General features: G+C 45.5%; 21 protein-coding genes. 4 read left to right on the plus strand and 17 right to left on the minus strand.

Annotated features, from left to right (window positions below):
- From smc to AC4MCD_RS11425, 3 genes are all read right to left on the minus strand, one after another.
- A complete protein-coding gene (smc, locus tag AC4MCD_RS11415; RefSeq protein WP_491876862.1) occupies positions 1-3,453 on the minus strand; it encodes a chromosome segregation protein SMC in 3,453 nt (1,150 codons plus the stop codon).
- Between the two features lie 11 nt (positions 3,454-3,464).
- On the minus strand, positions 3,465-4,160 hold the full coding sequence (locus AC4MCD_RS11420) for a GntR family transcriptional regulator (RefSeq protein ID WP_005234246.1): 696 nt from the start codon (positions 4,158-4,160) through the stop codon (positions 3,465-3,467).
- 193 nt (positions 4,161-4,353) lie between these two features.
- A complete protein-coding gene (locus tag AC4MCD_RS11425; protein WP_004783347.1) occupies positions 4,354-5,157 on the minus strand; it encodes a sulfite exporter TauE/SafE family protein in 804 nt (267 codons plus the stop codon).
- 27 nt (positions 5,158-5,184) lie between these two features.
- Here AC4MCD_RS11425 and AC4MCD_RS11430 point away from each other — a divergent pair, with 27 nt between their 5' ends.
- The gene (locus tag AC4MCD_RS11430) at positions 5,185-5,940 is read left to right on the plus strand and encodes a biotin--[acetyl-CoA-carboxylase] ligase (protein WP_419365647.1); all 756 of its coding nucleotides are present in this window, start codon (positions 5,185-5,187) and stop codon (positions 5,938-5,940) included.
- 14 nt (positions 5,941-5,954) lie between these two features.
- Positions 5,955-6,695 carry a type III pantothenate kinase gene (locus AC4MCD_RS11435; RefSeq protein ID WP_034170644.1) on the plus strand — a complete coding sequence of 247 codons (741 nt, stop codon included), beginning with the start codon at positions 5,955-5,957 and terminating at the stop codon, positions 6,693-6,695.
- On the opposite strand, the gene AC4MCD_RS11440 is transcribed toward AC4MCD_RS11435, so the two are convergent.
- The 3 genes from AC4MCD_RS11440 to ffh form a co-directional block, all read right to left on the minus strand.
- Positions 6,649-7,254: an RBBP9/YdeN family alpha/beta hydrolase gene (locus AC4MCD_RS11440; protein WP_491876140.1), complete on the minus strand. Its 606-nt coding sequence runs from the start codon at positions 7,252-7,254 to the stop codon at positions 6,649-6,651. The two genes, AC4MCD_RS11435 and AC4MCD_RS11440, sit on opposite strands and share 47 nt — an antisense overlap.
- A gap of 133 nt (positions 7,255-7,387) precedes the next feature.
- Positions 7,388-7,963, minus strand: coding sequence for an RBBP9/YdeN family alpha/beta hydrolase (locus tag AC4MCD_RS11445; RefSeq protein WP_491876141.1), 576 nt, complete (start codon positions 7,961-7,963; stop codon positions 7,388-7,390).
- A gap of 159 nt (positions 7,964-8,122) precedes the next feature.
- Positions 8,123-9,529 carry a signal recognition particle protein gene (gene ffh / locus AC4MCD_RS11450; protein WP_419365651.1) on the minus strand — a complete coding sequence of 469 codons (1,407 nt, stop codon included), beginning with the start codon at positions 9,527-9,529 and terminating at the stop codon, positions 8,123-8,125.
- A 138-nt stretch (positions 9,530-9,667) separates the two neighbouring features.
- Here ffh and AC4MCD_RS11455 point away from each other — a divergent pair, with 138 nt between their 5' ends.
- The gene (locus AC4MCD_RS11455) at positions 9,668-10,477 is read left to right on the plus strand and encodes a cytochrome C assembly family protein (RefSeq protein ID WP_004783358.1); all 810 of its coding nucleotides are present in this window, start codon (positions 9,668-9,670) and stop codon (positions 10,475-10,477) included.
- Positions 10,478-10,528: 51 nt separating this feature from the next.
- Here AC4MCD_RS11455 and AC4MCD_RS11460 read toward each other — a convergent pair whose 3' ends face one another.
- The 11 genes from AC4MCD_RS11460 to paaA all read right to left on the minus strand — a co-directional run bounded on the left by AC4MCD_RS11460 (position 10,529) and on the right by paaA (position 20,638).
- Complete coding sequence (locus tag AC4MCD_RS11460; RefSeq protein WP_419374980.1) at positions 10,529-11,308, minus strand: class I SAM-dependent methyltransferase; 780 nt, start codon at positions 11,306-11,308, stop codon at positions 10,529-10,531.
- A gap of 141 nt (positions 11,309-11,449) precedes the next feature.
- Positions 11,450-12,049 (minus strand): gamma carbonic anhydrase family protein, encoded by a 600-nt coding sequence (locus tag AC4MCD_RS11465; protein ID WP_419374979.1) that lies wholly within the window; start codon positions 12,047-12,049, stop codon positions 11,450-11,452.
- A gap of 41 nt (positions 12,050-12,090) precedes the next feature.
- Complete coding sequence (gene paaX, locus AC4MCD_RS11470) at positions 12,091-13,032, minus strand: phenylacetic acid degradation operon negative regulatory protein PaaX (protein ID WP_159123525.1); 942 nt, start codon at positions 13,030-13,032, stop codon at positions 12,091-12,093.
- Positions 13,033-13,092: 60 nt separating this feature from the next.
- On the minus strand, positions 13,093-14,385 hold the full coding sequence (gene paaK / locus AC4MCD_RS11475) for a phenylacetate--CoA ligase PaaK (RefSeq protein WP_491876142.1): 1,293 nt from the start codon (positions 14,383-14,385) through the stop codon (positions 13,093-13,095).
- Positions 14,386-14,443: 58 nt separating this feature from the next.
- Complete coding sequence (gene pcaF, locus AC4MCD_RS11480; protein WP_419374977.1) at positions 14,444-15,655, minus strand: 3-oxoadipyl-CoA thiolase; 1,212 nt, start codon at positions 15,653-15,655, stop codon at positions 14,444-14,446.
- A 442-nt stretch (positions 15,656-16,097) separates the two neighbouring features.
- On the minus strand, positions 16,098-16,889 hold the full coding sequence (paaG, locus tag AC4MCD_RS11485) for a 2-(1,2-epoxy-1,2-dihydrophenyl)acetyl-CoA isomerase PaaG (protein ID WP_004783368.1): 792 nt from the start codon (positions 16,887-16,889) through the stop codon (positions 16,098-16,100).
- 63 nt (positions 16,890-16,952) lie between these two features.
- Positions 16,953-18,011: a 1,2-phenylacetyl-CoA epoxidase subunit PaaE gene (gene paaE / locus AC4MCD_RS11490; RefSeq protein WP_419365657.1), complete on the minus strand. Its 1,059-nt coding sequence runs from the start codon at positions 18,009-18,011 to the stop codon at positions 16,953-16,955.
- A gap of 65 nt (positions 18,012-18,076) precedes the next feature.
- Positions 18,077-18,577: a 1,2-phenylacetyl-CoA epoxidase subunit PaaD gene (gene paaD, locus AC4MCD_RS11495; RefSeq protein WP_419365658.1), complete on the minus strand. Its 501-nt coding sequence runs from the start codon at positions 18,575-18,577 to the stop codon at positions 18,077-18,079.
- A gap of 28 nt (positions 18,578-18,605) precedes the next feature.
- Entirely contained in the window at positions 18,606-19,361 is a 756-nt protein-coding gene (paaC, locus tag AC4MCD_RS11500) for a 1,2-phenylacetyl-CoA epoxidase subunit PaaC (RefSeq protein ID WP_419374975.1), read from the minus strand.
- A gap of 16 nt (positions 19,362-19,377) precedes the next feature.
- Positions 19,378-19,665: a 1,2-phenylacetyl-CoA epoxidase subunit PaaB gene (gene paaB, locus AC4MCD_RS11505; RefSeq protein ID WP_004783374.1), complete on the minus strand. Its 288-nt coding sequence runs from the start codon at positions 19,663-19,665 to the stop codon at positions 19,378-19,380.
- Positions 19,666-19,693: 28 nt separating this feature from the next.
- A complete protein-coding gene (paaA, locus tag AC4MCD_RS11510) occupies positions 19,694-20,638 on the minus strand; it encodes a 1,2-phenylacetyl-CoA epoxidase subunit PaaA (RefSeq protein ID WP_419374974.1) in 945 nt (314 codons plus the stop codon).
- Positions 20,639-20,900: 262 nt separating this feature from the next.
- On the opposite strand from paaA, the gene paaZ reads away from it, so the two are divergent.
- Positions 20,901-23,012: a phenylacetic acid degradation bifunctional protein PaaZ gene (paaZ, locus tag AC4MCD_RS11515; protein ID WP_419365661.1), complete on the plus strand. Its 2,112-nt coding sequence runs from the start codon at positions 20,901-20,903 to the stop codon at positions 23,010-23,012.

Below are 23,012 nucleotides of genomic sequence, written 5' to 3' on the forward strand. Positions count from 1 at the left end.
TTATACCTCCGCAGCTAAGCCGTATTCTTTTGCCTGTTCCAAATTTACTGTCACTAATTTTGAGGTTCCCGGTTCAGGCATGGTTACACCTAAAAGATCAGTCGCCATCATCATTGCAAGTTTGTTATGGGTAATATAAATAAATTGCACTTGTTCAGAAAGCTCTTTGACTAAATTACAAAAACGTCCCACATTGGCATCATCCAGCGGCGCATCCACTTCGTCCAATACACAGAATGGCGCCGGATTTAGGCGGAAAATTGCAAAGACCAGTGCTAATGCGGTTAAAGCCTTTTCACCACCAGAAAGCAATGCCAGTGAGCTGTTGCGCTTGCCCGGTGGGCGAGCCATCAGTTTTACACCCGATTGCCATCCATCTTCAAGACTTAAACTCGCTTCACCACCCTCAAATACTTTCGGGAACAGGTTTTGCAGCTCGGCATTGACCTGATCAAAGGTATTCATAAACAGCTTACGGGTTTCCTGATCAATACTTTTCATTGCTGCCTGCAGCTGTTCAACGGTATTTTCCAGGTCCTGAATCTGATGGTTGAGTTCGTCATAGCGTTTCGAAACTTCTTCATACTCTTCAGAAGCTGCCAGATTCACTGCACCCAGTTTATCGAATTGAGCTTGTGCTTTTTCCAGTTTGGTCTGATGTGCTTTTACATCAATATTCAGCCCTGAAATTACTTCACTATTCAATTCTTTCAGCTGTTCTGAATAATGCTGTAAATCAGATTTGGCTGCCTGCCAAGCCAGACGTTTGGCTTCAAGTTCAGTACGCAGTTGTTCATCCTGCTGCTGGAAAGTATGGCGCTGCTCAGTCAGGTGCTGCTGCTTGCTCTGGATCTGATTCAGCTCAACCTGCCAGTCTGCCCAGGTCTTTTGCAATTTTTCCGTGATCAGTGCCTGTTCATTAAACTGGCTCTGTAAAGCAGGCAATTCCAGCTGTACCGGATCGACAAACTTTTTGGCCTGTTCTATTTGCGCAATAATCTGCTGATATTGTTCTTTTAAAAACAGCTGATCTTTTTCCAGCAGTTCAGCCTGTTGCTGACTTTGTACCGTTTGCCTGCGTAGTAATTCTAATTCCTGCTGTGCCTGTTGAGTGACTTGCTGTGAGTCTTCCAGCTGGGCATTAAGTTCTTCCAGCTGGAATTGCAAGGTCTTGTAATTCGGCAGTGCCTGTTCCAGTTTCAAATTCAGTGCATGCAGATCAATTTCCAGATCGTCTTTCTGCATCGCATCTTCTTCCAGCTGCTCATCCAGTTGCTGTAACTGGTTTTGCAATTGCTGTTTCTGTACCGCAAAGGCCTGCGTCGCGCTCTGAACTTTGGCAATGTTCAGATCAAGCTGTTGCAACTGCTTTTGTGCCTGCTTCTGCTGCTCATTGATGCTTTGAATCTGGCTTTGCAAAGCTTTTACTTGAGCAGTGAGTTCAGGAAGCTGTTGCTCTAGATCAGCAAATTTCGGTTCAAGCTGAGTCAGTTGCTGCTCAATTTCATCCAGACGAATACGATGACTCAGTGCCCCTTGTCCCGCCTGACTGGCTTCATCATAGTCCAGTGCAATCATCCAGTCGGGTCCGACATGATAGCCATCCAGACTTAAGATCGACTGGCCTGCTCTCAGCTGAGTTTGTAAACCAAGTGCTTGTTTAAAGTTCTCAGCTACGGCCACCTGTTGCCAGAGTGAGTATTGAGGCGCTTCAATCCAGTCTGCTAAACAAGGGAGTTCAGCGATCTGAATATTATCTTGTGACATCTGAGCTTTGAGTTGGCGTGCACTATTCTCTAAAAAATGCTCAGTTTCTTCTAATACTTGTGCAGAAAGCCATTTCGCCAGGAACTTTTCAATCAAGCTGGCATGAGCTTTGGCTTGTGGATTCAGCTTCAACACCTGCATTAACTGCACCGCATCCGCTTTAGCATTTGGATTGGCTTTGGTCAATAACTGGCTCAGGTTTTTGCGTTCTGATTGCAGCACCTGAATTTCCGATTTCAGCTGCATCAGCAATTGCTGCTGACTTGCCTGTTCTGCTTGTAGCTGCTCAAGCTCAGTTTTCAGTGTTTTGAGTTGAGTCTCAAAGCCACTGATTTGCTGTTCAGTTTCAGCTTTATCAGCCTGATACTGTTCCAGCTCTTCTTGCTGCGCCTGCTGCTGAATTTGTGCTGCCTGTTGTTGCAAGGTTTCTTTTTGCTGTTCAATCCGGACAATATTTTTAACCAGCTGTTCACTTTGCGCCAGCATTTGCTGTTTACGTTGTTGCTGTTGCTCAACCTGGGTTTTAATTTGAGTAAACTGGACAGCAATTGTACCTTGCTGGGATTTCAGATCAGTCAGATCCTGGTTTTGTTCCTGACTTTGACCTTCCTGCTGCTGCAATTGTGCAGTCTGATCTTCGAGTTGCTGATGCAGGGTGTCCAACTGTAATTCAATCAGTTGTAAACGTTCTTTGGTCTGCGCTTTCTGTTCTTCGAGCTTCACCAGACTGGTCGAGTTCTGCTGCAATAAGGACTGCTTTTGCTGCAAAGTCATTTCCAGTTCGCTGAGCTTTTTTTCAGCCTGTTGCCATTCAGTTTGTAATGGCGTGGACTGTTGAATCAGGCGCTGGAACAATTCACTGGTGGCACCCAGATCATGCTCAACAGTGGTCAATTCAGAACGTACCAGCTTAAAATTCTCGCCCAGCGTATTCATCTGCACAGTATATTCTTCTTGCAAACGCTGGCTTTGTTCACACTGGAACGAAAGGATTTCAATCTTGATGGTACGGATCTGGCCTTCCAGCTCCTTATATTGAATCGCAGTTTCTGACTGGCGTTTTAAGGTTTTAAGCTGAGACTTTAACTCTGAGGCAATATCTTCCAGACGTGACAGGTTCTGCGTCGTGTGATCCAGATGCAGCATGGTCTCGCGGCGACGTGCCTGATAACGGGAAACACCGGCAGCTTCTTCAATAAAGACTCGCATTTCTTCCGGCTTGGCATCCACCAGACGGCTAATCATGCCCTGTTCAATAATTGCATAAGAACGCGGTCCTAGACCGGTTCCCAGAAAAATATCGGTAATATCACGACGTCGGCATTTGGTGCCATTCAGGAAATATTCAGACTTGCCATCACGGTTAACCTGACGGCGTACTGCCAGCTCATTATAGGCATTATACGCACCGCCCAGCTTGCCATAGGTATTATCAAAGCGCAGTTCTACACTGGCGATGCCCACCGGTTTGCGCTTGGCTGTTCCGGTAAAAATCACATCCTGCATGCTGCCACCACGTAGTTGGCGCGCACTGGACTCACCCATTACCCAGCGTATGGCATCAATCACATTTGATTTACCACAACCATTGGGTCCCACCACTGCAGTCCGGTTATCCTTGAAGTGTAAGGTGGTACTGTCAGCAAAAGATTTGAAGCCTGAAAGTTTTAAACTGCTTAAACGCATAGTGTCCTGATTTAACGTCGTGAGCGTCTGGCCCACGCGAGTTCAATTTGTTTCATCCGTGTCAGAGATTCCAACACAAGGTTGCGCAAGTGTCGACAAAAATCTTCCATAAATAACGTCGCCTGATGGGATTTACGAATTAAAATCGCTTCCGTCACCAGTTTAAATAATTCAAAAGATTCCTGTAGCTCACGTCTTGAAATATTCAGGGTCAGAAAATAGCTACGGCGTAAAGATGGCAACAGTTCCTGATAGTAGCGCATCAGGTAAAGATTACCGACCATCTCCTGTTGCTGGGCCATTCCCTGAAAGATCAAATCATAAAACTTTTCGGTATGGCCTTGGCGGGTTTCGGCTTCCAATTGTTCTAATAATAGCTGAATGCGCTCTGCCTCATGACTGCGCCAGGTCTCTGCCATGCGATGTACCATCTGCCCCAGCAATAAAGAGGTCAGGTCAAACAGGGCACGAACCTGCATGGCCGACATTTCCGAAACAATGGCACCGCGACGCGGGAAGATTTCAATCAACTGGGTACGTTCAAGCAAGAGCAAGGCTTCTCGGACTGATCCCCGACTGACGTCAAGCTCCGATGCAATTCTGAGTTCCTGGATGCGTTCGCCTTCAACCAGTTCACCCCGGATAATCTGTTCACTGATATGCTTGGCAATCTGTTCAGACAAACTGTGTGCTTCTTGTTGTTGCATACTGTTCCTGTCTTATTTTTATTGATGCAAGTGCAGTCATTCTGGATGACTTTTCAGTTATTAAACGGCTTTTTTGCAGAAAATACTTTGACATTGTCAGACAATCTTGTGTCTATACAGCCAACCCAGTCAAAGAAAAAGGAGAATAGTGACCTATTCTCCTCAAAAATTTAGCTGATAAAAAATGAGTAGTTCAGGCAGTAAAGCCTTGATAGATAAAATACAGACCAACTGTAGTCAGTAAGGCTGCAAAACATTTTTTTAATAGAACTGGTGATAATAAATGCGCCACTTTTGCACCAAATTTTGCAGTGATAAAACTCATCACACTAATACCAATAAACGCATAAATATGAATATAACCAATCGTATTTGGCACTTCGACTTCAGCTTTCTGACCAAACCAGATGAAACCTAAGGCACCGGCCACTGCAATCGGCAAACCGCAGGCAGCAGAAGTGGCTACTGCTTTCTGGATGACGACACCACAACGATTCAGGAAAGGCACAGTCAAACTACCGCCACCAATCCCGAATATGGCCGATGCCACGCCAATGCCACCACCCGCTGCCAGCTGTAATGCGGCTGAAGGCAATTTCTGGTTCGGATCAACCTGATAATGTGCACCTCTAAACATTCTGAATGCAATCCAGACTGCAAAGAAGCCAATCAGCAATTGCAGGCCCTGACCCGATAAATAATCTGCAATTCCAGCTCCTAAGAATGAGCCAATAACCAGGCCGGGCGCCAGATTACGCACTACATCCCATAACACTGCTCCTCTTTGATGATGTGCCATCACCGAACTGATTGAGGTCACAATAATCGTAGCTAGAGAAGTTCCGACTGCCATATGCATAATCACGCTTGGATCGTACTGGAGCTGGGTAAAAACAATGTACAGGATTGGCACGATAATCAGGCCACCACCCACGCCAAACAGGCCTGCGGCAAATCCTGCAATTGCACCAATCAATAAATATATGATTAACTCCATAACGACATTTACCACGTTTAGATTCAAATGGATGTAGAAACTCGCGAACTGCAGCAACGTTTAAGTCAAGCAGGCCAGCTTCCTGAAGTGTTGCTGATCAAGCCCATTACCACATCGACCAATGACGATGTCCGGGAACTGGCAACCAAAGGGGTACAACAGGTACTGGTGTGTAGCCGCGTGCAAACCCAGGGACGTGGACAGCGTCAACGTCAGTGGATTTCTCCTGAGGGGAACATCTATTTAAGCACATTGCTGCATACACAAAAAGCAATCGATGGTCGTCTGGCGCTGGAAATTGCATTAAATATCCTGCAAATGCCAAGTCTAAAAGGCCTGGACTTGCAGGTAAAATGGCCCAATGACCTGTACAGCCTGCAAGGGAAATGGGGCGGCATTCTGATTGAACCGATTTCGACTCAACAGGTCGTAGTCGGTGTCGGGATCAATGTCAGCCCACTCACGGAAAGCATTCCAGACCAGCAGGTAACTTCTCTGACTGAATTGGGACTACAGCATGCTTCACGTGTAGATCTGATTGCCGAGTTGTATCTGGCTATTCAACAAGCGGGTGAATGGTTTAATTATGGCAGTCAGAATCTGCCGGCACGGTTTAACCAATATGCTGCATTTTTCCAGCAAACAGTTGAATTTACCGATATTCAAGGCCAATATTCCGGAACTTTCCTCGGCATTCAGGACGATGGTGCGGTCATTATCGAAACGGATGCAGGTACGCAGACATTTTATCAGGGGCAACTCCGTCTCAAAAACGGCGGCTGAACAGGCATCATTCAATGAAAAAACTATGGTTGGATATCGGCAATACACGACTCAAGTACTGGATTACGGAACAGAACCAGATCATTGAACATGCTGCGGAAATGCATTTGCAATCCCCTGCCGACTTACTTCTTGGCTTGATTCAGCACTTTAAGAGTTTGGGCCTGCATCAGGTCGGAATTTCTTCAGTGCTGGACAAAGCAAATAATGTCCGTATTCAATCGATTCTGACCTGCCTGAACATTCCTGTAGTTTTTGCCACGGTACAGGCACGCTATGCCGGTCTGATCTGTGGCTATGATGATCCTTCCCAGCTTGGGATTGACCGCTGGTTGCAGGTGCTGGCCGTTGCCAAGTCAGCCGACCAAAATTACTGTGTCATCAGCTGTGGGACTGCCCTGACCATTGATCTAGCCCAAGGTCAAAAACATCTCGGCGGTTATATCCTGCCGAATCTGTATTTACAGCGCGATTCCCTGATCCAGAACACCAAAGGCATTAAAATCCCGGATGCGGCTTTCGAGGAACTCAGTCCTGGACGCAATACCATTGATGCCGTGCATCATGGCATTTTATTCGGTCTGCTCAGCACCATTGAAAAAGTACTGCAAGATTTTCCGGCACAGTTGATCCTGACTGGTGGAGATGCTGCGCTGTTTGCACAGCATCTCGAACGGTTTCAGCCCGTGATTGAGCCAGATTTATTGCTTAAAGGCCTGCAGCATTTTGCAGATCATTTGCCAGACACAGTTTAAGTAGTTCGAGCAACTTTGAAAAATCTGCATAGCCATCTAGCTTGTGAAAATGCCCTGCATTTTTGATTTCAAAAATCTGTGCATTCAGGCTATGGCCCAAACGCAACGAAATCGGTGCAGGAACATAAGGATCATTGCTGGAAAGCAGCATTACAAAGCGTTTGGCAGCATGTGATAGATTGTTCATATCTAACTTTACTGCCTGCACCATTTTGTTCAGTTCCGACCAGGCCACCAGTGGTGTATCAAAAGCTGCGACTAACATGAGTCCGCCAATTTTCAATTGCGTACGGCTATAATGTTCTTCAAGAAACTTTAGAGCACTTAAGCCACCCAAGCCGTGCGCAACAATGAAACTATGCTCATCCAGATGCGGAATCTGCAGTTTCAGGTTGTGCTGCCATTCTTCCAGATCAGGTTGAAAAGGATTGGTCAGCATGATCCGTTTGGCCTCGAACCCGGCGTCTTTGATCTTCCGGCTCAACCATGGATACCAGTGGTCATTTGAGGTCGCTTGATAATCAGGCACGATATAGACTTTCTTCGTTATATTTTTCATAGCATTGTACTTATTATATTTAGAGCAAAATGCTCCGACAAAAGTTAAGTTTTTAATTATTAGCGGATGAAATTCAATATTCCCTATTTAATTTCATCCTGTCATCATTGAACCAATCTGTTCATCATCCTCCCTATTCAGTGGAAGATTGGATTAGATAAGGCTGAATTACTCGCCAGACTTCTGGCAGTTCAGTACAGCCTTGCGAATTAATAAAATGTCCTTGATGCTCGGCACAGACCACAATTGCTTCCAGACTTTCCGCTTGCTCCAGACTGAAGTCAGGCTGAACCCGATCATCACCTTCTGAATAAATCACTACACGTTCATCAATCTGATGTTTCAGTAAATCAAAATCCACTTCAGCCGCGTCAATGAAAGGATTAACTTCTTCCAGACGTCCCAGTCTGCCATTAAAACCGGCCACCAAAACCAGTTGTTTGATTCTCTGATTTTTTAATTCGCGACTTAAATAATGTAATGCAGCCAGGCAACCCAGACTATGCGCAATAAAAATACTGTTTTCGTCAATCCCGTCAATCTGTTCACGCATTTGCTGTTCCCAGACCTCTAATTTTGGCGTAGTCGATGGGTCAAGTCTGAGTACTTTCAAGCTGACATGTTCCTGCTGGGCTTTTTCCTGAATCCATGGAAACCAGTTTTCTTCAGGACTTGCGGTATAGCCATGCACCACAATCACTTGAGTCATTAGAAACATCCTTCTGTATTATTTTATTTCGAATGTTTTCGAGTCTGCCTGATTTTTCTGGAAATTTGGGTAAGCAAATGTTGTTTTGTTTAAACTGGATATAAAAGAAAATACAGACAATAAAAAAGGCGCTATATGCGCCTTTTTTATTTAAAACATTTATTTTTTGTCGTTACCGCCGAACAGTGGACCCATACCACCGCCACCACCAAACTGTTTTTGCAGACCGCTCAGTGATTTCATCATTTTTGCCATACCCGACGGATTGGCAAATTTCTTCATCATCTTCGCCATTTGCGCATGCTGCTTGATCAGCTTGTTGACTTCTGACACTTCCATACCACAACCTGCTGCAATACGCTTTTTACGGCTTGGATTCATCAGGTCAGGATTACGACGTTCCTTAATGGTCATCGACTGGATAATCGCTTCCATTTTCTTCACTTGCTTTTCAGGATTCGCCTGCGCAATCGCATCTTGAATACCAGAATTGCTCATGCCTGGAAGTTTGTCCAGGAAGCCCATCATGCCGCCCATCTTGTTCATCTGCTCGAATTGCATCAGCATATCTTCAAAGTTGAAGCTACCGCCTTTCTGCAATTTCTTCGCCATTTTCTCGGCTTTTTCTTTGTCGATTTTGCGTTCAACTTCTTCGACCAAAGAAAGCACGTCACCCATGCCCAGAATACGCTGTGCCACACGTTCCGGATGGAATGGCTCAAGGGCATCCAGTTTTTCGCCCATACCGAGGAACTTGATTGGCTTGCCAGTAATCGCACGAACAGACAGTGCTGCACCACCACGCGCATCACCATCAGTTTTAGTCAGGATCACACCCGTCAAAGGAAGCGCATCGTTAAATGCTTTGGCTGTATTTGCCGCATCCTGACCGGTCATGGCATCAACTACAAACAGGGTTTCAGTCGGATTAATCGCTGCATGCAGCTCTTTAATCTCTTCCATCATATTGTCATCGATATGCAGACGACCTGCAGTATCGACAATCAACACATCGGCAAACTGGATTTTTGCCTGTTCAATTGCACGATTGACGATGCTGATTGGCTTTTCAGTAGCACTCGATTCAAGGAAAATCGCGCCAACTTCGCCAGCCACCGTCTGTAGCTGCTTGATCGCAGCCGGACGATAAATGTCGGCAGACACCATGGCTACTTTTTTCTTTTGACGTTCTTGCAGGAAGCGTGCAAGTTTGGCTGCAGTCGTGGTTTTACCCGCACCCTGCAAACCGGCAAGCAGTACCACCACCGGTGGTTTCGCTGCCAGGTCGAGGCTTTCATTGGCCTCGCCCATCATTTTGGTCAATTCGTCATAGACGATTTTGACGAAAGCTTGCCCTGGTGATAACTGAGTCATCACTTCCTGGCCTAATGCTTCTTCCTTAACTTTCGCGATAAATTCACGAGTTACAGGTAACGCAACGTCGGCTTCAAGAAGTGCCATACGTACTTCACGTAACGTATCTTTAATATTGTCTTCGGTTAGCTGCCCTGAGCCAGTAACATTTCTTAAACTCTGCGTGAGTCGTTCTGTTAAGGTATCAAACATTGCAAAATCCGCTTAAAATAGCCAGTAGCAAAAAATTGTTTCTTAAAATAGAAAATTTATGCATAGAATGCTATAGGATACTGTAGTTCGCACTGAATTTATATAAATGAATATTCATCACCCTTAAAAAGGTTTGACATGCTTAGCCTACCCTTGGTTTACACGATCTTAGCATTAATCGCTTATACCTCCTCTTTTTGGTATCTGTTCATTCATTTAATGACTAAACGTACTCCAAATCAATGGTTTGTCGGCTTAACAGCTTTAGTTGGACTGGTACTGCATGCTTTGGTTTTATCAGGTGACATGTATACCCCGATGGGGATGAATTATGATGTATTTGCCTTACTTTCCTTTACGTCAGGGCTAATGCTGCTGCTAAGTATCATTTACAGTACCTATCGGCCGATTATTGCTTTAAACCTGATTGGTATTCCCGTCGCTGCAACCGGCCTAATTCTCGGTTTCAGTTTCACCCAGCCAGCGAAAGTCATTGCACAGAATTCTCTAGGCCTGGATATTCATATTATCTTGTCCCTATCCGCTTATGCTGTGTTATTGATGGCGACGATTCAGGCCGTCATTTTGCGGTTTCAGGACCGTGAACTGAAGAAAAAACAGAAACGTCGGGTTTGGGTCAATCTGTTGCCCTCCTATCAGGATATGGAATCTTTATTGTTCGATATGCTGATGACTGGTTTCATTCTATTGACACTCGCACTAGGTTTTGGCTTCTTTACTATTGATAATTTCTTCGCCCAACATCTGGCCCATAAGACCGCCTTTAGTATTGTATCCTGGCTGGTTTATGGTGCATTACTGATCGGACACTGGAAATTTGGCTGGCGTGGCCAGAAAGCAGTTCGTTTTACCCTGCTTGGGTTTGGTCTGCTGGCGCTCGGTTTTATCGGTTCCAAGTTTGTGCTGGAAATGCTGTTAAACAAATAAAGTAATTGATCTTCAATATTATAAAAGCTCAGCTAAGACTGAGCTTTTTCTTTAATTATTCATTCCTTTATCTGGATTTATCCTTCCCACTCGTAGCGATAGCGGCCAACTCACCACCCGGGGCAATTCTGGGTCTTCCCATTCTGGCAATAAGGCATCTGCCAGTACATTCAGCGGACTATGTCCGAGTGCCGTGGTGGCTGCTTTTACGGCTGACCAGGTACTCATATAGCCTATCAGTTGGTAAAAGTTCCACTCGACTTGTAATACCGGCGGCTGTACAGAAATTTCCTGAAATGGAAATGGCAGATTTTTGTATCCTTCATCGACATGGCGGCGTTCTGCTGCCCAATAGGGCGCAATAGTCACTTCATAAAAATGTCTGAAATAATGATTCAGATGTTCTTCATCAATGCTGAATACCCCATAACTAATAAGAGCTAGAATGGCATTGGGTTTTGCAATACGGTGAACTTCCGCATAGAATTTGTCCAGATCCAGCCAGTGGGCAGCTTGTGCGACTGAAATCAGGTCAGTGCTTTGATCAGCTAAGGGTATATTTTCAGCTAGGGCATGAAGGTATTGAATTTTCGGATGAGGTTTGGCCTGTGCGATTTGTTCTTTACTCGCATCAATAGCAATCACCTGATCAAAATAATGCGCCAAAACCTCTGAAAACTGTCCTGAGCCACAGCCAACATCTAAAGCTACTTTCGTACTCGGTGCTAGCTCTGCCAGTATCTTCCCCAAAGTGTCCGGATAATGCGGGCGAAACAAGGCATAATCTTGGGACTGCTGGGAGAAATGGTCTTTAAATTCCCGCCTTTCCATCTGCACTTTCCTGACCTGTTTTCTAACAGCTTAACTCGATCCGGAAAGGCGACAATAGGAATTTGGTTTCATTTCCAATAATTTTTAAAACTAAAAAATTAGCGTATTTTAATTATCTAAATTTTTTAAACATCAGCTAGTTTAACTATTTTGCTTGATTTGATAATCCGCTTTAAAGTTCTGATAACTACGTCGCTCTGCGGAATTTTCGGTTAAAGCTTTTACTTCCTGCATGGTATTCAGGCAACGTGCAGTGAGCTGGATATATTGCTCGGTGCCATGGCTTTTCCAGGCAATTTCTTTTTCTTCTAAAGGACGGATGACTTTTGCCGGACTGCCAAGTACCAGATTATTTGCTGGCACTTTGAATTTAGCCTTAACTGTACTGTTGGCCCCAACAATGACATTCTCCCCGATTTCGGCCTCATCCAGAATTACACTGTTCATACCGATCAAGGCATTTTTTCGTACCACGCAGCCATGCAGAATGGCACCATGACCAACATGGCCATATTCTTCAACCAAGGTCACACTGTCCGGAAATCCATGAATGGTACAGGAATCCTGTACATTGGCATTTTTCTGGATATGAATCCGGCCAAAATCGGCACGCAACGAAGCGAACGGACCAATATAAACTCCGGCTTCAATGATCACATCACCGATCAGCACAGCCGTAGGATGGACATAAGCTTCAGGGCTGACGACAGGAATAACCCCATCAATCGCATAACATGGCATAGACTCCTCCTTGAGCTACTAGGTTCATGATCTTTTAAATATTAAAAAGTCAATTCCGGCTGCTTTAAGCCACCAAAACGTTTATAAAATTGTGGATGTGCAGGTGGCATAAGGCCTTCCGCTGTCCGGGCAGTCTCCAGGAAAAACTCATCTCCTGCTGCAAATACTGCCTGATATAGATTGGTACTCAGGTTGCGCGCAATCAGTGACAACCAGTCTGTTGGCAACAGTTCAAATGGCAGATTCGGGTCTTTCAGTAAAATACGGCGATATTGATGGATCAGCAGGATACGAATCTGAAAGGCTTGTACTGGATCCAGTTCCTCTTCATTTTCCACCAGATAGAAAAATTCACGGAAATCACTAATAAATTTTTCATAACGCTGATGCAGTTCAGGGATTGGCCAATTGGTTTCGACCATGCGTTTAATGGTTGGATAAGATTCCTGCCAAAGCTGTAAAGTTTCAGCACGAAATACTACGACTTGATCGGTCATCTTGTTATTCAGTAACAGGTTCTGCAGTTTCTGCTGATCACAACCCGGATAGGCCATGACATTGGTCGCGATATTGGCAAAGCCTAACCATTCCAGTTCTTTTTTCAGTGTCTGTTTATTTTCCAGTTCAACTGAACTGAGCAGAACCAGATCCCATTTCTGATCCCATTCATTATGCTGGAAGCTGTAAATTTTCTGGTCTGCGGTAATAAAACGCTGACGGCTGCTTTCGGTAATACGGTAATAACTGGTGCGGCCAATCTTTTCTGAACTCAGCCAGCCATTTTGTACCAGACGGAATACGGCGGTACGCACAGAACGCTCATTGAAGCCAAATACATCCATCAGCTGAATCAGGCTGGCAAGACTAATGACTCCCCCACGGTGATAAATACTGTCACCAAAAATCGTCATTACCAATGAGGTTCCACTGAGGGTCTCATTCTGAATGAAATCATCAATTACTTGTTTTAATTTCGGATTCATTACGTTCAATTTACCTTATCAAAGCCGGATGACAGACCTGAGCCTGTCATCCAGACGTATTTAAGCGGACTTTCGGATATCAAACACCCGCTGAGCCTTACCTTCAGAACGTGGCAAGCTACCTTCCGGTAAAACTTCCACACTAACACTAATCCCGACCATGGTCTTGATTTGGACTTTCAGCTGATTTGCCAATTGGTGTGTCATATTTATAGCATTATCTTTACGCATTTCGGTACGAATATGCAATGTATCCAGATGACCCTGCTTACAAATCTGAATCTGATAATTTGGAATAAGCTGCGGAATATGCAGGATTTGCTCTTCAATTTGTGATGGGAACACATTCACGCCACGAATAATCATCATGTCATCACTGCGACCGACAATCTTGTCCATACGACGCATGGTACGTGCTGTACCTGGCAATAAGCGTGTCAGATCACGGGTACGGTAACGAATCACCGGCATACCTTCTTTGTTGATGGTGGTAAATACCAGTTCACCCAGCTCACCATCAGGTAATACTTCACCGGTTTCCGGATGGATAATTTCAGGATAGAAGTGATCTTCCCAGATGGTAGGACCATCTTTGGATTCCAGACATTCCATCGCCACACCCGGCCCCATCACTTCAGAAAGGCCATAAATATCCAGTGCATCAATACCCAGACGTTCTTCGATTTCACGGCGCATTTCATTGGTCCAAGGCTCCGCACCAAAGATCCCGGTCTTGATTGAACAGTCCTTGGCAGTCCCGAATTTTTTCTCCAGACACTCAATAATGTTCAGACAATAAGATGGCGTGACCATTAAAGCTGTTGGCTTGAAATCATGAATCAGCTGGGCCTGCTTGTCGGTCTGACCACCTGACATTGGGATTACGGTGGCACCCAGACGTTCTACCCCATAATGTGCACCCAGCCCGCCAGTAAACAGGCCGTAACCATAAGATACCTGAATCGTATCTTTACTGCTGAGTCCGGCTGCACGTAACGAGCGTGCCACCACATCTGACCAGGTATTAATGTCATTCTGGGTATAACCAACTACAGTCGGCTGACCTGTAGTACCTGAAGAAGCATGTACACGGACAATCTGCTCCTGAGGCACAGCAAACATGCCAAATGGATAGTTTTCGCGCAGATCCTGCTTGGTGGTAAACGGGAATTTTGCCAGATCGTCCAGTGATTTCAGATCATTCGGATGGACACCGGCTTCATCAAACTTTTTCTTGTAAACCGTACTGTTCTGATAAGCATGCTGTAGTGTTTTTTTCATACGTTCCAATTGCAGGCCACGTAATTCATCTACTGAAGCGGTTTCAATTTGTTCCATTGCATTGTTATTCATATTCTTGCTCCTGCTGCAGTCATCCTGACTGCTGATGATTTCTCTTTTGATTCAGTCCTTAAGCCACATTTTCCAGAATCAGTGCGACACCCTGTCCAACACCGACACACATGGTACAAAGGGCATATTTTCCTTGCTTACGTTGTAATTCTTTCATGGCGGTAATCACTAGTCGCGTACCGCTCATTCCGAGTGGATGGCCAAGGGCAATAGCACCACCGTTTGGATTGACTCGTGGATCGTCATCCTGAAGGCCTAGCTCACGTAGCACTGCAAGCGCCTGTGCGGCAAAGGCTTCATTTAGTTCGATCACATCCATCTGTTCTAGACTTAAGTTTGTCTGTTTTAATACTTTCTGCACTGCGGGCACTGGACCGATACCCATATAACGTGGTTCTACTCCTGCACTGGCGATTCCTACCACCCGTGCTAGCGGTTTCAGCCCATATTGTTCTGCGAAATATTTATTACCCAGTAGCACACAGGCTGCACCGTCATTGACACCAGACGCATTACCCGCAGTTACCGAACCACCTTCCTTGCGAAATGGTGCTTTTAAAGAAGATAACTTTTCTAAAGTAGTATCGGCACGTGGATGCTCATCTTCAGCAATCACCTGAGTAGAACCTTTAGCACCTTTGATTTCTACTGGCAGGATTTCTGCCTGAAAAATGCCATTCTGCTGTGCCTGTTCAGTTTTTTGCTGACTGCGATAAGCAAACAGATCCTGATCTTCACGATTAATCTGATATTTTTCAGCTACGTTTTCTGCCGTTTCCGGCATACTATCTACGCCAAAACCTACCTTGAATTTTGGATTGATAAAACGCCAGCCAATGGTAGTATCATAAATTTCAGGAGTACGGCTAAATGCTATGGTGGGCTTGGATTGCACAAAGGGCGCACGGCTCATAGACTCTACCCCACCGGCCACTACAAATTGTGCTTCACCCGATTTAATTGCACGTGCTGCCAGGCCGACTGCATCCAGACCGGAAGCACAGAGACGATTTACAGCAATCGCGGGTACGCTTTCCGGCAGGCCCGCTAAAAGTGCTGCCATACGCGCGACATTACGATTATCTTCACCGGCCTGATTGGCACAGCCTAAAATTACCTCATCTACGTCTGCCCACGGCAGATTAGGATGCTGCTGTTTTAAATACTGGATCGGTAAAGCAGCAAGGTCATCGGCACGAATACTGCTCAAACCACCTGCGTAACGACCAATTGGGGTACGAATACCGTCAAAAATATAAACATGTTCCATCGTTCTTGTTCCTTAGCTCGCCATACCTTAGTCTGTTGGCGATACTTGTTGCGCCTGTCCTAGCGCTGTCTGCTTAGTTCAATATATACCAGGTTGTATCACTCTTCACCAAAAATACGATACATATTTTTTAATATTTTTAAATTTGTGTCATATTAAATTCTATTTACTCATTCAAATTATTTATCTGAATAAATAAAATAAAATACAAGTTACAAATCAATAGGTTGACTATAAAAATAGTACATAAATCTATATTTTAAGATTTCATTTACTATCAGGGTAATACTACATATAACATAGGACCTAGCTAACCATCAGACCAAATAGGTATCATATTCATACCTGTCAGGAATAATTCAACTCGACCAAGTTGCTAAGCGATAACTGTAAGGAAAGATCGTCACAACTTTGAGCCGAGTCAAATCCATCTCCGGCAGATTTAGCAGCCCTTATATTGTGGTGTTCGTTTTTGCATAAAGGCCTGAACGCCCTCACGATAATCACTGGAACGGCCTGCCAGACGTTGCAGATCCCGCTCCAGAATCAGTTGCTCATCCAGATTATTGTCTGCGGCGGCATGAATCGCTTTTTTGATCAGGGATAGACCATAAGTCGGCTGAGTCGCCAGATGTTCAGCCATTTTTTCAGCTTCTGCTTTTAACTGGTCATCTTCAACTACCTGCCAAATCATACCGAGTTGTAGCGCACGTTCAGCCGAGATTTTGTCACCCAGCATCGCCAGACCCATCGCTTGGGCACGTCCAACCAGGCGTGGCAGGAACCAGGTACCCCCTGAATCTGGCACCAGACCGAGACGGCAGAAAGCCTGAATAAATGAAGCAGATTTCGCTGCTACCACGATGTCACAAGCCAGAGCAATATTGGCACCTGCACCTGCTGCCACACCATTTACGGCACAGATCACCGGTTTTGGCATTTCAGTAATCAGTTTAATCAGCGGGTTGTAGTATTTTTCAATGGATAGACCTAAATCTGGCGCATCAGCATTTGGATCAACCACACGATCATTCAAGTCCTGACCGGCACAGAAACCACGACCTTCTGCAGAAATCACTACAGCGCGAATTGCTGAATCTTGCGCCCAGCGTTTTACGACAGAAGATACTTCCTGATGCATGGTTTCATTAAAACTGTTGAGCTGTTTGGGACGGTTAAAAGTCAGGTAGCCCACTGCATTTTTTTCTTCGACAATAATTGTTTGGTAATCCATTACACACCTTTTAAGTTCTATTGAGTTCATGCATTTATTTGCATGGTGCTTAATTTAAAATCTTTACTCATCGAAACTGAGACGAACATTTTGAGTGGTTGGACGCGCCTGACAGCTCAGCACATAACCTTTCTGGATTTCTTCTTCTTCCAGGCTATAGTTGATTGCCATTTCCACTTCACCCTGTAACACCTTGCATTTACAGGTTGCACATACCCCGCCCTTGCAGGCATATGGCAGATCCGCACCAGCGCGTAAAGCCGCATCCAGAATGCTGTCATCCTGTTTGGACACCTCAATGATCAGCTCACGACCATCCAGAACGATGTTAACCTTTTCCTCGGTACGGCTTTCGATCTGCTGCGCAGAGGCTTTTGGTGCAGTACCGGTATTGAAGCGTTCGGTGTGAATCTTGTTACGTTCAATCCCGACGGTTGGCAATACGGTTTCTACCGCATTCATCATTTCTTCAGGACCGCAGGCGAAGCAGTGATCAGTTTCTGCTGGAATCAGGCCCGCCTGGAATAGCTGCTGTAGTTTTTCTGCATCAATACGACCATTGAAAATCTCGCTGTCATTCAGTTCACGCGAGAAAATGTTGATCAGTTGTAGGCGTTCCTTAAAACGGTCTTTCAGATCCATGATTTGTTCAGAGAACATGGTCTGTTTCCAGGAACGGTTACCATAAACCAGGGTAAAAGTGGCATCTTTCTGACGGTTCAAAACTGATTTGACAATAGACAGAATTGGCGTAATACCACTACCTGCAGCAAAACCGAGATAGTGTTTGCCACCAGTCTTGGCCGCTTTCTGGAAAAACACACCTTGTGGTGGCATTACTTCCAGTACATCACCCACTTTCAGGTTTTGATTAGCCCAGGTCGAGAACTGACCCTGATCAATTTTCTTGATCGCAATACTCATGTCTTCATCACTATCGCTACAGATCGAATAGCAACGGCGCAATTCTTCCTGTTCTGTTAGATGACGGATTGTTAGGTGTTGGCCCGGCTGATACTGAAAATTTTCGGCATGTTCCGGACTCAGTTCAAAAGCAATGCAAATTGCCTGTTCAGTCTGAGGCTGAATCGATTTAATGGTTAACGGAATAAACTGGCTCATTTCAAAATCCTTCTTAAGCTGTGGCGATCTCACGCTTTATTGTTATGGCTTGTGCGCTTAAGCCCTTAAATACATTTAAAATAGTCAAACGGCTCCAGGCATTCCTGACATTTGTACAGCGCCTTGCAAGCGGTTGAACTGAATTCACTGAGTAGTCGGGTGTGATGGCTATGGCAATGTGGACACTGGATACCATCACTGAGTGCAACATGAGTGCCGCAGCTATTCGATTCACCTTTAGGTGGAGCAATACCATATTGCTGCAGCTTCTGTTTGCCTTGCTCACTCATCCAGTCAGTGGTCCAGGCTTCTGACAGATCGACCACCACTTTGACTGGCGTCAGCTCGTGCGCTTCAAATGCCTGGGTGATCTCGGCCTTGAGCAGATCGGTTGCCGGACAGCCACTATAGGTAGGGGTCAATCGGACGATGATTTCATCCTGCGGGTTGATCTCGACCCCGCGAATCATGCCCAGGTCGAGGACTGACAGGACTGGAATTTCCGGATCGGAAACCTGGGCCAGGACCTCCCAGCATTGATCTTCTACATGTCTAATCAAGTTCATGCCACTCACTCCCTGTGATGTGCTGGATTTACCAGTTCATGCCTGGATAGCTGCGCTGCATATATTGCAGTTCCGCCAGTACATAACCCAGATGTTCGGTATGTAGTCCCTGCTTGGCGCCACTACGGTAAGCACCACTTTCTGGCAAGCTCAGTTCAAAACGTTGCAACTCAGCAGATATGGTTTCCAACCATTTCGGTTTCAGCAGTTCCAGATCCGGAATCAGGTGAGCATCAACCAGCTGACGTTCATCTGCACTCAGGCTGAACAACTCTTCGGTAAAACGCCATAGCTGATTCAGACCATTCTGGATTTTTTCATGAGCTTCTGCTGTACCTAAGCTCAGGCGTTCCATCCATGAGGTTGAAAAACGCAAATGGTATTTCACTTCTTTCAGTGATTTGATGGCGAATGAGGAAATCTCTTCATTCCTGCTATTGCTCAGTGCTGCAAACAGCAAAGCATGGTAATGATCCATCAACCACTGACGTACGATAGTTTGACCGAAGTCATTATTTGGCTGTTCGCATAGCAGTAAGTTACGGTATTCACGCTCGGTACGGAAATAGGCCAGTTTATCTTCATCACGACCTTGCCCTTCAATTTCACCGGCTAGGCTCAATGCGGTACGTGCCTGACCTAACAGGTCCAAACCGATATTTGCCAATGCAATATCCAGCTCTAGCTCCGGTGCATGACCGCACCACTCTGCCAGACGGTGTGAAAGGATGAGCTGGCTGTCGCCAACATGAAGTAAAAATTGTGCCAATACCTGATTTGTCATTATTCTTTCCTCTACCTTACATGTGCTCGATGCCATCTGGAATGTGATAGAAAGTCGGATGACGGTAGACCTTGTTCAATGAGGGATCAAAAAACTCTGATTTTTCATCTGGTTGAGATGAGGTAATCAGTTCAGATTTCACAACCCAGATACTTACACCTTCATTGCGGCGGGTATAGACATCACGGGCATTTTGCAGGGCAATTTCATCATCAGGGGCGCGCAGGCTGCCGACATGGCGGTGGCTCAGACCCTGTTTGCTGCGAATAAATACTTCGTATAAAGACCAGTTATTCTTGTTCATTTGCATATCCTTGTGCTATTCCGTTGCCTTAAGCGATTTTTCTATTGTCTGACTGCTGCTGTTGCTTGCTGGCATAAACTGCTGCTGATTCACGTACCCATTTGCCGTCTTCCCAAGCCTTACGACGTGCTTCAATACGCTCGTGGTTGCATGGGCCTTTACCTGCCAGCACGTCAAAGAACTCATCCCAGTTCACTTCGCCAAATTCATAGTGGCCTGTTTCTTCATTAAACTTCAGATCTGGGTCCGGCACAGTCAGGCCAAGCTGCAATACTTGCGGTACGGTGTTGTCGACGAATTTCTGACGCAATGCATCATTACTGAATAATTTGATTTTCCACTGCATGCTTTGTGCACTGTTTGGAGAATTGTCATCACTTGGACCAAACATCATCAGTGCCGGCCACCAGAAACGGTTCACTGCATCTTGTGCCATCTGTTTCTGTTCTGGTGTACCTTGTGCCAGTTGCATCATGGCTTCAAAACCTTGACGCTGATGGAAACTTTCTTCTTTACAGATACGCACCATGGCACGTGCATAAGGACCATAGGATGTACGACACAACGCCACCTGGTTGACGATTGCCGCCCCATCTACCAGCCAGCCAATCGCAGCCACATCTGCCCAGGTCAGAGTTGGATAGTTAAAAATGGAGGAGTATTTCATGCGGCCAGCAATCAGCTTTTCCATCATGTCATCACGGTCTGCACCAAGCGTTTCGGCTGCGCTGTAGAGGTACAGGCCATGCCCTGCTTCATCTTGTACTTTAGCCAGCAATACCGCTTTACGTTTCAAGGTCGGTGCGCGGGTAATCCAGTTACCTTCTGGCAGCATGCCAATCACTTCTGAATGTCCATGCTGGCCAATCTGGCGGATCAGGGTCTTTCTATAGGCATCCGGCATCCAGTCCTTCGCTTCAATAGAAATGTCCTGCTCTATCTTCTGATCGAATGTTTGTTGTTGCTTATTCATGTTTGTCTCACTTATCCCAAGTGCTGATACACTCAAATTAAAACGATACAAATATAAAATCAATACTATTTTTTAAGTATCATATATTTTTTAAAAGTATTTTTTATTAAGTTATTGTTTTTATTATTTTTAATTTTTTAATTAGATGAAAGTTACTTTTTTGTTAGCGGATTATGATTGACATTTAAGCTTTTTGATTGCAATTTATGAAACATCAAAAGTAAAAATAAACTCAACAACGTATCATAAATGGAGTTATACAATGTTGGAACTGGACAGCACGACCCAGAGCACGGATCTTCAGGACAACACACAGGCGCATTACTCAGCTAAAGTTAAAGTATTGAGTTCACTAGTTTTAGGTGGTGAACATAGCGCACAAAATGACTTGCGTACGGTCTATCACGCCATTAGCGGTGAAGCAATTTATCAGGTCAGCAGCCACGGCATCGACATGCATAACGTAGTGCAATATGCCAAACAGAAAGGTGCTGTCATTGCCCACTGGACTTTCCACCAGCGTGCTAATGCTCTGAAACAGGTGGCGCAATATTTACTGGAACGTAAGGAAGATTATTACCGCCTAGCAGCCGCAACTGGCTGTACCCGCAAAGATGCCTGGATTGATATTGAAGGTGGGATCGGCACCCTGTTTGCCTATTCAAGTCTGGTTCGCCGTGAACTTAGCGATGAAACGGCGCTGGTAGAAGATGCTTGGATTCCACTGTCCAAACAGGGCAGCTTTGGTGCCAAACATATTCTGAGCCCGAAAGCCGGTGTAGCAGTGCATATCAATGCATTTAACTTCCCAATCTGGGGCATGCTGGAAAAAATTGCACCTACTCTACTAGCCGGTGTGCCATGTATTGTGAAACCGGCAACAGAAGGCGCAGAACTGACACATGCAGTCGTTAAAGACATTTTAGCCAGTAATTTACTGCCAGAAGGTGCTCTGCAGCTGATCTGCGGACAGACTTACGACCTGTTTGATCACCTGAATGCACAGGATACGGTAACCTTCACAGGTTCAGCTGCTACCGGCCAGAAACTGCGTGCGCATCCACACCTGAATGCCCACTCTATTCCATTCAGCATGGAAGCCGACTCGGTGAACAGCGCCATCCTGACCCAGCAAGCCAATGATGAAACCATTGACCTGTTTGTGCGTGAAGTCTTCCGTGAAATGACGACCAAGGCCGGACAAAAATGTACTGCAATTCGTCGTGCCTTTGTGCCAGCAGAATTACTCGATACCGTACAGCAACGCCTGACTGAAAAACTGCAGAAAGTGGTCATCGGTGATCCCGCACAGGATGGTGTGACCATGGGAGCTCTGGCCAGCGTCAAACAGAAGCATGATGTTGCTGCTAAGGTAGAACAACTGGCACAGGAAGCTGAAATCATCATGGGTAGCCACCTACGCCAGGATTTTAGCATCCAGGTCGCACACCCAGAAAAATCTGCTTTCTATCCGCCAACAGTGCTGTTATGTAAAGATCCAGTTCAGGCCCAGCAGATTCACAATATCGAAGCCTTTGGCCCAGTGGTTACACTGATGCCGTATAGTGACCTGCCACAACTGGCAACATTAGTAGCTCGTGGTGAAGGAAGTCTGGTTGCTTCAATTGTGCGTAACCATGATGAAAATATTGAACAGCTACTCAGCAAGATCGCGCCTTGGCATGGTCGTGTGCATATTCTGGACCGTGAAAGCGCCAAGGAAAGTACCGGTCATGGTTCACCACTGCCATTGTTAGTGCATGGTGGTCCGGGGCGTGCTGGCGGTGGTGAGGAACTCGGTGGCCTGCGTGCAGTGAAACACTATATGCAGCGTACTGCTATTCAAGGCTCACCAAATGCGCTGACTCAGGTCGGTCATAGCTGGACCGCAGGTGCTGAGGTATTTGAAGACCGCGTACACCCATTCAAGAAATCTTTTGATGAATTGCGTATCGGTGAGCGCCTGCTGACTGCACGCCGTACCATTACTGAAGCTGATATTGTCAACTTTGGTGGTTTAAGTGGTGATTACTTCTATGCCCATATGGACAAGATTGCGGCTGCAGAATCCCTGTTCGGTGAACGCGTCGCACATGGCTACTTCATTGTTTCTGCCGCTGCTGGCCTGTTTGTTGATGCTGCTCCAGGTCCGGTTATTGCCAACTACGGTATGGATAACCTGCGCTTCGTAGAACCGGTGAAAATTGGTGATACTATTCAGGTAGAACTGACCTGCAAGCAGAAAACACCAAAACCACTGCGTGATGAGCAAAAACCGCATGGTGTCGTGGTTTGGGACATCAAGGTGAAAAACCAGCGCAATGAACTGGTCGCGACCTATGACATCCTGACGCTAGTAGAAAAAGCTGCTTAA

It is taken from the genome of Acinetobacter sp. CAU_H_78, from assembly GCF_058599365.1.